Annotated in this window: 9 protein-coding genes and 5 tRNA genes; 9 read left to right on the top strand and 5 right to left on the bottom strand. The window is 33.3% G+C overall.

The features are described 5' to 3' along the window. The first annotated feature begins 245 nt into the window (after positions 1–245). On the top strand, positions 246–1,958 hold the full coding sequence (locus tag GYM75_RS08190; protein WP_220215485.1) for a carbohydrate porin: 1,713 nt from the start codon (positions 246–248) through the stop codon (positions 1,956–1,958). 277 nt (positions 1,959–2,235) lie between these two features. Here the strand turns inward: GYM75_RS08190 and GYM75_RS08185 are convergent, their stop codons facing one another. Both GYM75_RS08185 and GYM75_RS08180 read right to left on the bottom strand, forming a co-directional pair. Beyond that, positions 2,236–3,240 carry a substrate-binding domain-containing protein gene (locus GYM75_RS08185; RefSeq protein WP_220215484.1) on the bottom strand — a complete coding sequence of 335 codons (1,005 nt, stop codon included), beginning with the start codon at positions 3,238–3,240 and terminating at the stop codon, positions 2,236–2,238. A 390-nt stretch (positions 3,241–3,630) separates the two neighbouring features. After that, a complete protein-coding gene (locus GYM75_RS08180; RefSeq protein ID WP_220215483.1) occupies positions 3,631–5,748 on the bottom strand; it encodes an alpha-galactosidase in 2,118 nt (705 codons plus the stop codon). A gap of 229 nt (positions 5,749–5,977) precedes the next feature. Here GYM75_RS08180 and GYM75_RS08175 point away from each other — a divergent pair, with 229 nt between their 5' ends. The 7 genes from GYM75_RS08175 (at position 5,978) to GYM75_RS08145 (ending at position 8,369) form a co-directional block, all read left to right on the top strand. Beyond that, positions 5,978–6,592: a TIGR04211 family SH3 domain-containing protein gene (locus tag GYM75_RS08175; RefSeq protein WP_220215482.1), complete on the top strand. Its 615-nt coding sequence runs from the start codon at positions 5,978–5,980 to the stop codon at positions 6,590–6,592. Position 6,593: 1 nt separating this feature from the next. Beyond that, on the top strand, positions 6,594–7,691 hold the full coding sequence (locus GYM75_RS08170; RefSeq protein WP_220215481.1) for a hypothetical protein: 1,098 nt from the start codon (positions 6,594–6,596) through the stop codon (positions 7,689–7,691). Positions 7,692–7,808: 117 nt separating this feature from the next. After that, positions 7,809–7,885 (top strand) — tRNA-Met (locus tag GYM75_RS08165). Positions 7,886–7,922: 37 nt separating this feature from the next. Further along, positions 7,923–8,007: transfer RNA gene (locus GYM75_RS08160), tRNA-Leu, on the top strand. A gap of 25 nt (positions 8,008–8,032) precedes the next feature. After that, positions 8,033–8,107, top strand: a tRNA-Gln gene (locus GYM75_RS08155). 75 nt (positions 8,108–8,182) lie between these two features. After that, positions 8,183–8,268: transfer RNA gene (locus GYM75_RS08150), tRNA-Leu, on the top strand. Between the two features lie 26 nt (positions 8,269–8,294). Further along, positions 8,295–8,369, top strand: a tRNA-Gln gene (locus GYM75_RS08145). A 203-nt stretch (positions 8,370–8,572) separates the two neighbouring features. Here GYM75_RS08145 and GYM75_RS08140 read toward each other — a convergent pair. From GYM75_RS08140 to GYM75_RS08130, 3 genes are all read right to left on the bottom strand, one after another. Next, positions 8,573–9,988 (bottom strand): hypothetical protein, encoded by a 1,416-nt coding sequence (locus GYM75_RS08140; RefSeq protein ID WP_220215480.1) that lies wholly within the window; start codon positions 9,986–9,988, stop codon positions 8,573–8,575. A 308-nt stretch (positions 9,989–10,296) separates the two neighbouring features. After that, entirely contained in the window at positions 10,297–11,097 is an 801-nt protein-coding gene (locus tag GYM75_RS08135; RefSeq protein ID WP_220215479.1) for a YdgH/BhsA/McbA-like domain containing protein, read from the bottom strand. A gap of 322 nt (positions 11,098–11,419) precedes the next feature. Further along, complete coding sequence (locus tag GYM75_RS08130; RefSeq protein WP_220215478.1) at positions 11,420–12,028, bottom strand: CoA pyrophosphatase; 609 nt, start codon at positions 12,026–12,028, stop codon at positions 11,420–11,422. Between the two features lie 88 nt (positions 12,029–12,116). Between GYM75_RS08130 and GYM75_RS08125 the strand changes: the two genes are divergently transcribed. After that, a complete protein-coding gene (locus tag GYM75_RS08125; RefSeq protein ID WP_220215477.1) occupies positions 12,117–14,609 on the top strand; it encodes a class I adenylate cyclase in 2,493 nt (830 codons plus the stop codon). Positions 14,610–14,692 lie beyond the last annotated feature (83 nt).

The raw sequence follows: 14,692 nt of genomic DNA, 5'->3' as shown, positions 1-14,692 counted from the left end.
GGTAACAAATTATGTATAAGATAATATTTTCAGTATTAATGTGATTTAAGTCACAACAATAGGATTTAATTTTTGAATCATTTTTTTTCTTTGTTATATTGAAAGTGCTTATTATTAGCTGTTGGATTGCTACCGATATAAAGCGGGCAAAACCTAAAGAATAGTGATTACCTATTCTTTAGGTTTTTTTTTGTCTCAAATTTATGAGATGTATTAATGAATTAATCAATAATGAGTGGGAAAAAATGAAATACTTATCAAAATCTGGATATAAAGTAAAACCAAAACGAATTGTATTAATTACTCTGCTTAGTTTGTTTTATTTGCCAAATGCGATGGCAGCTTCTCAAGATGAATTAGAAGCTAGAATTAATTCATTAGAGCAAAGGTTAATTAGTCTGACAAAAGAGTCAATTGATTTGAAAAAACAGATAATTGAATCAAATAAGCAAATAGCACAGTTAAATCAAAACTTACAGAAACAACAGTTGGTTATTAATAATCAACAAAAAGAAATTAAAATTCATACCGCTGCAATTAAACAACAAAAATCAGTTGATTTACAACCAGTCGGTATTACGCATCCTAATAATGATAGACAAATTGTGTTAGTTAATCATAATCCTGTCGATGTCATAGATAATGAAACTGTTGAGTATAAAAAGTCATTCACTTTAACTGAATTTAAAGATTATATTAAAGAAGAAATTGGATTCTCCTTTAATGGATATTTCCGTGGTGGTTGGTCAACATCCACCAATGGTAAACCAAAAAATTATGCTGAAGGTGCTTTAGGCCGCTTTGGGAATGAATATGGAGGTTGGTATGATCTCGTCTTTAAACAAAAAGTCTATGATCAAGATGGTCATCGGGTTGATGCAATTGTCATGATTGATGGTAATGTGGCAACCGATAAAGCAGCAGGATTATTCAATACACAAGACGACAATATTATGCAGTTTTCTGATATCTACTTAGCAACTAAAGGATTTGTTCCTCACTTTCCTGAAGCGACTTTGTGGGTAGGTAAGCACTCTTTACCGTATAATGAAATTCAAATGCTGGATTGGAAAACCCAAAAATCTCCAGCTGGTGGCGGTGTTGGTGTTGAAAATCTGGAAATAGGTGTTGGTAAACTTGATTTAGCGCTATTGCGTGCTGATGTGAACGTGAAAGTTAATAAAAAAATAGCCGGAACTGATGAAATAAAAGTCAAACATGAAGATGTTGATGTCAATGAAATTGAAGTGCGTTACCGAGATATTCCTTTATGGAAAGATGCTTTTTTTGCGGTTAATGCTCGATATTCAGCGCCAAACAAATCGAAACTTCAAGATGATGTCACCATTAAAAATGCTTGGGTAGGAAGCGTTGTTTTACGCCAAAATAATTTTCTGGGTGGGTTTAATCAGTTAACATTACAGACAGCAACCAATTCCGTTGCATCTCATTTAGCCAATATCAACACCAATAATCCTGAATTTGCTGCTAATGCGAATAACGACTATATAGGTAAACATACTGGTGGTAAAGCTTATCGATTAGTTTCAGAAGGCGAGGCGTATTTATCTGATAATGTTATCATGGCGCATGCGTTAGCTTTAACAACCGGTAAAGATGTTTATTCTTATGATTTAAATTTACCTCATACCGATTTTACCAGTTTTAAATCAGCAGTAAGACCAGCTTATATTTGGGATCAATATAATCAAAGTGGTGTTGAATTTGGTTACTTTAACCAAAAAAATAAAGTTAATGGAAAAACTTATAAAGAAGAGGGGTATAAAACAACGTTGTATCATTCGTTTAAAGTAGGGGAAAGTATTTTATCTTCACGACCTGACATTCGTTTTTATCTTTCTTATATTGAGTCATTAAATAATGATATTAGTAAATTTGAATTTAATGGCAAAAAACGCCAAATTAGTTTTGGTGTACAGACTGAAGTGTGGTTTTAATTTTTTATAATGTCATAGAGACTTAATCTGTCAATATTAAACTGTTTAATCAAGTCTGATTTTATTTATAAAGTTTACATGAGCAGATATCAGTCTCTATACTTTTTTTGAATCGGAAACTATTACGATAGCAGGAATGGGTTTCAATGAATAAAGTTTTAATTTGATTTAAAGCTTTAGCTTTTTGATAAAATAAAAACAAAATACTAAATTTACATATTAAAAGTGTTTCATCTTAACAACGTTAAGATGAGTTTATAGCAGTTATGTAGATAATTTAACCTATAGAACTAACGGAATAGCGTTTGGTTAACGTAGGTGAAAACACGTTTACTAAATTGCTTGATGGCTCTTCACCTTTGGCTAGAATTAATGCTAGTTCAGCAGCTTGTTCAGCCATTGCATGTAATGGATATCTCACGGTTGTTAATTTGGGATGCAGATAATTAGCAATTAAAATGTCATCGAAGCCAATTATTGATACATCGGTGGGAATTTTTAAATCGTTATCATATAAGATGGACATCGCTCCGGCAGCCATAGAGTCGTTATAACAAGCAACGGCAGTTATTTTGCGGTTTCGTTCTAACAATGATTTCATGGCTTGTTCTCCGCCTAATTCATTTGGTGATGAAAAGGCGATAAGATTGTGATCGATTTCTATATTGTTTTCTGTTAATGCATCCTTGTAGCCATTTAAACGATCTGAAGAATCTGTAATTTCATGATCAGAACATAAATACCCAATTTTTTTGTGACCATTTTGAATCAAATGTTTTACACCTAAATATGATCCATAACGATCATCTAAAGCGATACAACGTTTTTCATATCCTTTAATAATTCGGTTTATCAAAACCATTCCAGGAACTTGTTGCATTAATTTGATGAGGGTTTCATCTGTCAACATTTTCGCATGAACAACTAATGATGAACAACGATGCTCGATAAGTTGAGTAATGGCATTATATTCCTGTTTTTCATTATGATAACCATTACCGATCAACAAAAAATGTCCAGTTCGAGACGCGACTTTTTCAACGGTTGTGACCATATAACCGAAAAATGGATCGGAAACATCCGCAACGACAATACCGATAGTATTAGAATTTTGTTGTGATAACGCTCGTGCATTAGCATCTGGATAGTAATTTAAAGTTTCCATGGCTTTTTTTACGATTTCTCGCGTATTATCACTAACATTATTTGCGTTATTAATAACGCGAGATACTGTTGCAACTGAAACTTTTGCTAAATATGCAACATCTTTTATTGTCGCCATAAAAAAACCTTTTTAATAAATTACTTCAACTAAAAATGATTACTGAAACTATACCTGTGTTCTGTAATTTTTATAATTAAAGTTTGTCAACATAGAGCATTGTCGAATATCAACGATAAAAACGAAAAGGCTTGTAAAGCGGGAGGGAACCTTCATTTAAAATATCTTTTACTTACATCTTTAAGTTGATTCAGTTTATAATACTCTAGAAATTTGACTTAACTTGTTATTATTCCTAATTAATTATAATAAAGTAAAAAAGTCTATTTGCCAATAACTCGATTTACACCTGAATCGGTTCACCTTAAAATTTGTTAACAAATTGAATTAAAAATTAGGTTCTGTTTCAAATTTTTAAAAAATTGTAAATTATTTGTAATGTCTTTAAAGTTATTCTTTTCTAAGACTAATTAACATTGCTGTCGCTGGGTCTAAAACAGGTAAAGGTAAGCCAATATTCATTAACCATTCTCCTGATAATGTTGTTTGAACAGTCATCCAGCGAGGTAGTGCTTTCATTACATGCCCATTAATTTTAGGATCAATATTGTCTGGCATATCAAGAATTTCAATCCTGTAAAATTTATCTGCAAGTAAACCTGTTAAGCGTAAGTTTCCACTTAAAGCATAAGTGGGTAAAATCAACTGTGCAATAATAAACGCTGCTTCTGTTTGATCTTCACTTACAACCCCATAACTTTGCATTGCAAGGCTATCATCGACATCTAAGCGATAACTTTTACCATTATGCAATAAATGACGTAATTTTTTATGTAAATTTATATAGTGGGAAAAAGCTTGTTGTTCTTTTTCTGACTCTTTAACCGGATCAAGTTCAACGCCCATATGACCAAATAAAGCTGTTAGTCCCCGAAGATTCATATCGAGTTCACGAAACGTGGTGTGACACAAAGCACCACCAATGTGCGCGCCCATCACTTCAGGAGGAAAGAAGTAACTCATGCCTCGTTGAATCGTTTGTCTATCTAATGCATCATTAGAATCTGAAGCCCAAAAACGTTGAGTCCTTTTCAAAATTTCATAGTCTATTCGACCACCACCAGATGAACATGATTCAATTTCAACATTAGGAAATTTTTTACGTAAAATATCGAGTAAACGATACAATGCTTTTGTTTGTCCAACGATAGCTGGATTGCCATTGTGACCAGGTTGAACAATTTCTCGATTCATATCCCATTTGATATAATCTATATCATAACTACCCAACAACCATGTTAATCTTTCAAGTAAATAATCAAACACATCAGGATTTTGCAAATCCAGCAAATATTGATGACGACCTTCTGGCTGTTGATACCCCGATAATTCAAGTAACCAATCAGGATGAGCACGATAAAGATCTGAATTTTTATTGATCATTTCAGGTTCAACCCATATACCAAATTCCATACCGAGATCTTTCACATGTTTTATCACCGGCTCAAGACCATTAGGATATTTTCGTTCATCAAGATACCAGTCTCCTAAACCTTGATAGTCATCGTCTCGTTTTCCGAACCAGCCATCATCAATAATAAAACGTTCAACACCAATTTGTGCCGCTTTTGTTGCCATTTTCATGATGTAATCGGGGTTATGGTCAAAAAAGATGCCTTCCCAAGTATTTAAATGTACCGGACGAGCTTTATTTTGTGGAAAATTAATTATATTGTTGCGTAAATATTGATGGAAATGATGGCTCATTTTATTTAAACCTTCATCACTATATGTACTATATAGCCAAGGTGTATCAAGTGTTTCACCTTTGGCTAACGATATTTCACCTGCAAGATATAGCGCTTCCGCCTGAATAAAACGTTTACCATTGCTTTTTACCGCAACTTGAATACGATGATTACCGCTCCAACCTAAATGAAATCCCCAAACTTCGCCAGTTTGTTCTTTAAATCCATTTGTACCAACAATCATTCCTGGAAAGTATTCATGTGAAGTTCTTCCTCGGCGATTTTCTTGTAAATATCCGCAGTGTTCTATTTTTGTTCTATGTGGGTAAAATTCTTTTATCCAACGACCGTGGAAAGCCATTAATTCTTGTGCTCTTTCGGGAATGGGGATGGTGATTGAAAGTCGATTTACTTGATAAGGTTGCTCACCTAAATTTGTTAAACTATTTTTACATTGTAAAACACCACTATTATCAAGAATAAACTGACAGGTTAAACGTAAATTGGCTATTTCATCTTCACTGATAATAGTAATATTATTATCATTTTCAATAACTTCTTTTGTTTTAAAAACGGGAGACCAATCTTTACCATTTCTATGCCCTTCAAGACCTGGTGTACTAAAATTACCTAATCCTTCTTCAGGGCAAAGCGTAAATGGTACATTGACATCAATACGTGAATTGGGAACAGCAGACATACACATTTCAACATTTTCTGGTTGAAAGTGATGTAATCGTTTTCCAAAGTAGCAAAGTTCAGCATAGGGGGTAGTGCGTAAAAGGATATCTATACGGTTGTTATTAAGGCGATAGTTCATAAATACTCCAAAGTTTATGTCTTTTGAAATAAGATATCGATTATTTTTTAATAGGGGAATAACATTTTTTTTAATGTGTGATTCAGATCGCATAAAAATGTAATCGTTTCCATTCATCGGAATGAATTCGTAATGATTAATTTAAAAGCATAAATAGTAAAATGATTATGCGAAAAGATAATTTTTTATGTTATTATGTAAATATTTATGGATGATTAGTTGAATTTTTATGAAAAAACAGAATATTATTACTCTTATTTCTTTTATTGCATTAGCTTTCAATGCTAGTGCTGTTGAAAAATATGTTGTCGATGAAGTTGAAGTTTATTTACGACGTGGTCCAAGTCAGCAACATGCTTTTTCTGGTACCATTAAAAGTGGTTCTAAAGTCAATGCGTTTGAAAGAAGCGCAGACGGTAAATACACAAGAATCCAGCTTAAAAATGGTAATGCTGCTTGGATTGAAACAGCCAAGCTGAGCGATCAGCCTAGTCTAAAAACACGTATTCCTGATTTAGAAGCAAAAATAGCTGAATATAAAGATAAAGTTGATAATGCCGAGCAGTATCAACAAAAAATGGTCAGTGATTATGTTCAGAAATTACGCACATCTGAAGAATTGGTTCAAACATTAAAACGTAAAAATAGTGAATTAGAATCGCAAGTAAAAACACAGGGAGCGCAATTGGAATCAATGCTAAATCAAGTTGATGATAAACGCCGTGACCTTATCATTACTTGGTTTACATATGGTGGGCTTGTTGCTGGTGGCGGATTCTTGTTGGGTCTCATTTTACCGATCATTCTTCCTCGTCGCCGTAAAAAAGACCGTTGGATGCGTTAAAATGAGTGAAATCTACCTTGTTGGTGGCTCCGTTCGAGATAAACTTCTTGGATTACCTGTAATCGATAATGATTGGGTAGTGGTAGGGGCGACCCCTGATGAACTTATATCATTAGGATTTGAACAAGTTGGTAGAGATTTTCCCGTTTTTTTACATCCTATAACTAAAGAAGAATACGCTTTGGCTCGTACAGAGCGTAAATCTGGTAAAGGATATAATGGATTCATTTGTGATTTCGGTAAAGATATCACCTTAGAACAAGATTTAATCCGTCGAGATTTAACTATTAATGCCATTGCTATGGATGATAAGGGCAATATTGTGGATCCTTATCATGGGGTTGATGACCTTAATCATAAATTATTACGACATGTGTCTGTTGCGTTTAGAGAAGATCCTTTACGTATTTTGCGAGTCGCGCGATTTGCTGCTCGCTACCATAAATTAGGTTTTGTCATTGCGCATCAGACCATGGATTTAATGAAAGAGATGGTTTCAATAGGCGAAGTTAGCTTTCTTACTGCTGAACGCGTTTGGAAAGAAACTGAAAAAGCTCTATCGACGGAAGATCCTCAAATTTATTTTCAAGTTCTAGAGCAGTGTGGTGCGCTATCAATTTTATTTCCAACATTAAATTTATCTGATGATTTAATCGATGCTTTAAAAAAATCGGTACAACTAACCAAAGAGCTTACTATTCGTTTTAGTGTTTTATGTGGCAATTTAGCTGATAAAAAATCGGTTGAACTATTATGTAATCAAATTAAGGCCCCTAACCATTATTCTAAAATGGCGCTCATGGTTCAACAATATTGGAAGAAAGTTGCTAATGCTGAGAAACTTACGACTGAAGAAATATTGAATTTGTTTAATGGTATTGATGTCTGGCGTAATCCCCAACATCTTAGACAGTTAGTTATAGCGAGTGAAGCGTTGAGTAAACAGAATACCTTTCCGCAAGCTGAATATCTTGAAAAAGCTTATCACATCGCTAATGATGTCGATGTAAAGAATATTATTGCCGAAGGTTATACGGGTAAATCAATTGGTATTGAGTTACAAAAAAAACGAAATGAAGCGTTATTAAACTGGATCTGATTGTAACTTAATCACTCATCACTTTTTTTTAAAATATCTTAAAAAAAGGGTTGACGATTTGCCGTAACACAAGCATAATGCGCCTCGCAGTGTTGGTTATGACGTTGCGAATGAAATGGCTACGTAGCTCAGCTGGTTAGAGCACATCACTCATAATGATGGGGTCACAGGTTCGAATCCCGTCGTAGCCACCATTAAGATTAAGTTATACTTTTACCGAAAGTATATCATGCGGGTGTGGCGAAATTGGTAGACGCACCAGATTTAGGTTCTGGCGCCGCGAGGCGTGGGGGTTCAAGTCCCTTCACCCGCACCATTTTAATCTTAATGTTATCCTTTATTGGGGTATAGCCAAGCGGTAAGGCAGCGGGTTTTGATCCCGCCACGCCCAGGTTCGAATCCTGGTACCCCAGCCATTCCAATCTGCGTTTTTTGGTATCTATTAGTTAATCTGTTTTATCTCTGTTTGTTACTTTCTTGAGTATTCCAATACGGGTATGGCGGAATTGGTAGACGCGCTAGATTCAGGTTCTAGTTCCGAAAAGGTGTGCGAGTTCAAATCTCACTACCCGTACCACTAGATATCTTTTTCCTGAATAATATTGGGGTATAGCCAAGCGGTAAGGCAGCGGGTTTTGATCCCGCCATGCCCAGGTTCGAATCCTGGTACCCCAGCCATTTATGCTGCTTTTCTAAACATAAACAATTAATAATTCCTATATTTCTCATAAGATTAAACCTAAGTCTTAACAAATGGTGTCTAAAATTGACTGTCATTCAATAATCTTTAATCCTTCTATTTCTTGAAAAACATTTAGCTTTTTTGTTTTTTCCACATATAAAAAATGTGTTTTAACAATAAATATTAGACGTAGAATTACTTATTTCAACACACAAACAAAATTAATTGGTTCATCTTTTGCTATCCATTCAATCGCACCTATAGATGGTCCTACGGCATATTGATTATTCATATCCCTTTGTTCAGATGTCCAATATAAAATATTTTTAGGGAAGTTATTACCCGGATAAGCATGATAATATTGATTTTGTTCATTAGTGATATCACCCCATTCCGCAAAAAGACTATTTCCAACTTTTCGATAATAATGATTACTGTTGATTGCCAAACAATTCTTAGAATTGTTATCTGATTTACATGCTCCTGAAGTGATGAGTGTTTGATCACTATTGGTAAAGTCTTCAATCGTTGGAACAACATAATTACCTTGGCAAGCCTGTGAACTTTGGTCATAAGTTGTTGCACTCAAATTAGATGTGACAAACCATTTATTAATTGTAAAAGAGTATATTTCATTATCATTGGACTTAATTGAAAAAGTCGGTTTGTTAGTCGCTTTACCAGTTAAATGAAATTGAAGCGCTGTATTAACTAAGTAGTCATCAATATCATTATCTTTAAGAAGATTTGTTGTCAGATTTACACCATTAGAGTTTGTTGATGTTGAAATGGTTGATAAATCAAATGGAACACCTGCAAAAGACATGGTGAATTGGGCATGATCAAATCCAGTTGTTGGAAAACCGCCTGATCGTACCTTATTCACGAGACCTGAATCATAGGTGTATTCGTTATCTTCACCCCAAGTCAGTTTAGCCCAGTCTCCCGTATAATCTCGACCTTCGAAAACAAATGAGTAAGCTATAGACGGTTTAGCAGCGCACACTGTGGGTTTTATCGCATTATAAATAAAGAAGTCGTGTTTAGGATTTGCATAAACTCTAAAGTTGGGCACACCAAATTCAGTAACTAACACAACAGGTCCTGATATTCGGATATAAGGATTCCAACCTAATCGTGCTAGTTCACAAAAGGTTCTGTTTCTATCAGGTTCAAGTAATAAAAAAGATTGATTGATGGAGCGGTAAAACCATTCGATATTTAATCCTGCCTCTGGTGGATTTATTTTAATTGGTAAATCACCTTCATCATCAGCAACATTCTTTCTATCACTGTCAACTAACATAGGGTTAAAAGGTAATAATGTCCCTGCTAATCCATAATTGGATTTTAGCAGCGCTAACAGTTGATTTGGTGTCGTTTTGTTTGGGTCGACAGCAGGAAATCCAGATTGTTTTATTGCTATGTTTAAATCATTCATTCCCGAATAGGTCGTACCATTAAATTTTACGCCAAAATAAATAAAATTTGCTTTATCGTATTCACGAGCACCTTCATAACCCACTAAGTCAGGTTGAGTAAAATAAGGCGCAGTACCTTGAATAACTTGAGCTGTTTTAGCATCTAAAGCATAGGTTGTTGAGCTAATTAACATAATGATAAAACAATAGTGATTTAATATTTTTTTCGTGATATGGAAATATCGTTTAATCCTAACATTTTTTAATAACATACGTTTCCCAACCGTTTTAATGCAATGATTGAAAATTAGAAATAACGAATCTTTTTTTAAATTATATTTTTTAATGAATTTAGAAATATATTGTATTAACAAATAAATTATTAAATAGATAAAGGTTGGCTTTTAAATCAATATTATTCATTAGTTGAATATATTAAGATTTTATGTTTTCCACGGGTTAAAGTAATCCTCTAACACGTGGAAAATGCAATTAAAATATTTTATTTGTATAAATTAACATAGATTGTTTGTGCAGTATTGGCTGGATTGGTTGAAACCTCTTTAACATAATAAAATTGAGCACCGTTAGCAATCGCATGTTTTTGTGCGGCGGCACTTACTTCTGTTGTATTGTTAAATACACCATGGAAAACAATTGTTGCATAAGGTTTCATTGTTTTAAATGCATCACTACTGATTTCATAAGCATTTTCACCTGCAATTGCTTTTGTGACAATATAATCTCTTACAGGTGCATCTTTTTTGTATAAAGCAACTTCAATATCTTGTGATTGATTTTTTAAATTAGAAGGCTCGATTGAGCTGATGTAAAATGCATAAGCATCTTTTTCTGCTGCTATTTTGCTAGCTTCAGTAGTTATTTCGGAAGTATTGTTAAAACTTCCTTTAAATTTAACAATTTCAAATGGTAAATAATAAAGCGCTTTGTTACGTTCATAAGCGACAATACCGTTGTATGTCGTTTCTTCTTCATTTAATGTTATCGGTGCATTTGATTGATAAATATCAGCATAAACAATAGCAGAATCAGCTGAATTTGATGTTTCTGCTGCTTCAAGTGCAGTAATATGATAATACTTAGCTCCAGCTTCATCGGCAGCTTTTGAAATATCATCTGCTGCATTTTGGGCCTGCAAATAATTACCCGTTACCGAAATTTCTTTCATCGGAATTAAATGACTACTTTCTTCGTCAGTTAATGGTAATGCAGCATAAACATTTACAAAAGGTAAAGATAATAATACAGCAAATGCAATTGATGATTTATTGAAACGTTTCATGATAATACCCTTATTTTTAAATGATTGAAATTGATAATCAATGTTTAACCGTTATTCATTGGGTAGAGATGAAATCTATAAAAGAGAGTGTTGAAATCTTAAGTTGCTCTCAGATATTGTCTTTTTTTACTTTTAAAAGTATTCAGACTTAAAGTTGCTAACGAGAGATAATTGAACAACGTTATCTATTAAAAATATTTACGGAGTGATTCTCAAGGATTTTTGTTATATAGATATGTTGTTTAGCATTATTTGCTAAAATTGCAATCAGTAATAGTTTTTTTATTCTGACAAATAACACGATGTTTATTTATTATTTTTATCAACGGATTGTGTTAATAAAATCATTTAAAACTTGAGCTGTTAATCCCCAAATAATATGATTATTGTAGGAATAATACAAGATGTTATGAGCAGATCTTTTTTGCCATTCTGAGGTGATATTAGGTATTAGGTGAAAAGGAAAGTTATCCGTACCTTTATGACCCAGATTTATTATGGAATGTTGAGGTGAATTATTTATAAACCATTCTATCGGCACGGTAAAAACCTCTTCAACTTCATTGGTATTCAGTTTAAGGTTGGCTAATGTGGTTATTTGACCTACAAATGGGTAAATCATCAATCCGAATGAAGCAATAAATTTAGGTAATTCACCTAAAATAAATATTTCACTCAATGGGATACCTAATTCTTCGCAAGTTTCTCGTTTGGCAGTCTGTTCTGGAGTTAAATCTGAGTCATCCATGCGTCCGCCTGGAAAACAAATATCACCCGGCTGCCATCTAAGCTTTTTTGACCTAACTTGAAATAATAGTGCTAATTTTCCTTCAATATTGACAATGGGGAGTAAAACAGCAGCTTTATCTTTCGTATATTTGCTGTTGTTTCGCTTTTTTATTCGTTGGGTAATGTTTTCTAGGGTAATCATGGCCGTTTCATTGTTGTGTTTAAAATTTTTATTCTATTTACCTTCTACTCATAAAATGTTAGATTTAGAAAGTCCGTAAGGAGTTCATGTGTCTAATCTAGATAATGCTATGCAATATAATATTAGTAACGTAAAAAAAGAACTTAAACATCTTGTTCATCTTAAACATGAACGTGCTTTGGCTGGAATGTCAGTTGAATTTAAACGTGTATTTTCGTTGCTACCTGCTATTTTTCATTTTAATGATCCAAAATTACCTGGCTTTCACCAATTAGATACTCCATGCGGTATTGCTTTTTATCAAATACCAGATTCAATTTGTGCTCAGCTTAAAAATGATTTTGATTTTGTTTGTACTGAAGAAAATTCCATTCCATCAATATCTGCATTATATTCGATGGGAAGTACATGTTCTATAGGTCAATCAATAGAGTCAGATCTTGATATTTGGGTCTGTGTAGAAAGTAATTTATCTGAAACAAGAAAGCAAGCTTTAAATGAAAAATGTCGACTGGTTGAACAATGGGCAAAGCAACAAAACGTTAAGTTAACATTATTTGTGGTAGATGTTGATCGTTTTATTAATAATCATCATGAATGTTTGATGGGTGAAAACTGTGGTTCGGCACAACATATTTTATTACTTGAAGAGTTTTATCGAACTGCAACACTATTAGCTGGAAAATATCTATTGTGGTTTGTTGTTCCACATAATTTTACGATTAACAATATAAAATATCCTACCTATAAACAATGCGTGAAAGCTTTAATTGAGTTGGATTTGATAAACAGAGATGAATGGTTAGATTTTGGGCCATTAACAGGGTTATCAGCAGAAGAGTATTTTGGAGCCAGTTTATGGCAACTTTATAAAAGTATTGATTCACCATTTAAAGCTGTGTTAAAAACATTATTGCTAGAAGCTTATTCTTGGATATACCCCGAAAATAGACCTATTGCCTACGAAATGAGGAAATCTATTCAAGAATTTAACTCTCAGAAAGGAATCAACCTAGATTCTTATTATATGCTTTTAGAAAGAATAACCGCTTATCTTGTTGAAATTAAGGATTTTGAACGGCTCGAGCTGATAAGAATGTGTTTCTATCTTAAAGTGAATGAAAAATTATCTCAAACTCAATACATATCTTCATGGCGACGTGAAATATTAGAAAATATCGTTAAAGAGTGGGGGTGGAGCTCCGAACGTATAGCAAAACTTGATTCAAGCCATACGTGGAAAATTGAACAAGTTCGTGAAATGCATGAAATACTATTACAAACGATGATGACGGGATATCGTAATTTATTAAATTTTGGTCGTCGCAATAATTTAGATTCTATTATAAGCCCGCAAGATATGGCTGTTTTAACCCGTAAGCTTTATGCATCCTACGAAGTATTGCCGGGTAAAATAACTACCTTAAAACTTAATATTTCTAATAATTTGCAAGAAGAAGCGTTAACGTTTATTCACGTAAAAGAAGATCGAATAAATCGAGCGGGTTGGTATGTTTATAACCAAAAACCTGAATTAGAATCTATTTCAGGTCATCAATATCTTGAGTACAGTAAATATCTTGTTAAATTAGTTGGATGGTGTTATTTCAATGGTTTGATAGCGGACACAACCGAATTTCATTATCGAGATGGTGATGAGCAAGGTAATACAAAAATTAATAAATTTATTGAAAACTTGAAAGAATATTTTCCTATTGAAGTCCCTGCTGCAACTGAAGAACAACTTTATGGTCCATGCGAAATTCGCCATTTAGCTATTATTTTAAATCTTGAAGATGATCCTAGTACAAATTTAGATATTGAATTTGAGATAAGTAAGAATGTTTTGAACTATGGTAAAAAAGAACTTAGTTTAGTGGGGTCAGTTGATTTACTATACCGAAATTCCTGGAATGAGATTCGGGTATTGCATTTTAGCGGTTCGCTATGTGTATTAGAAGCCATCAAAACGCTCCTTAATCGGATGCATAAAGATGCAGATCTACCAGATTTAATGGAGATCTTTTGCTACAGTAAATACCTTGGTAATGAAATTAAACAACAAATGAAGAAATTAATGGATGAATGTATTGAGTTACGTTTAACCACAACCCAGAATAATTCAACGCAAGTTAAACCATTGCGGATCGATGGATCTTCTTGGTATCTGTTTTTCGAACGACTGGGCGTATCAGTTCATCAATTCGAAAATGCGATCGATTTTTATGGTGCCGTATCGAATAATAAAGTACAGGGTCGACCTTTAAATATGTTAGATCAGACCAATGAATTACCTAAAGAAATTGATAGTGTTGCTTATGAAGGGATCATTCAATTTTTCTTTGAAGATACTGATTCTGGTTTTGATCTTTATATTCTAAACGAAAACAACCAAGTAGAAATTTATCGTAATTGCAATGGAACGAAAGAAAATATGGTCAAAGATATTAATGATTTTTATGTATTATCTGATGATCGTTTTACCTTTAAAACGAGTAGTTCGGTGAATTTTAATCTCCCTCAATTTTATCAAATCACTTATAATGATAAAGGTAAGCGTGAGATCTTTTTATTAAATTAGATCAAATTTTTTGCAATAAATCTCAATAGCGAAATTAATAAAAAATCTATAATTATTATATAGTAACCAATTTGCAAAGCTTA

Origin of the sequence: Gilliamella sp. ESL0441 (assembly GCF_019469185.1) — a bacterium.
GTDB lineage: Bacteria > Pseudomonadota > Gammaproteobacteria > Enterobacterales > Orbaceae > Gilliamella.
The sequence above is the reverse complement of the archived record's forward strand: the minus strand, read 5'-3'. Positions and strand labels throughout refer to the sequence as shown.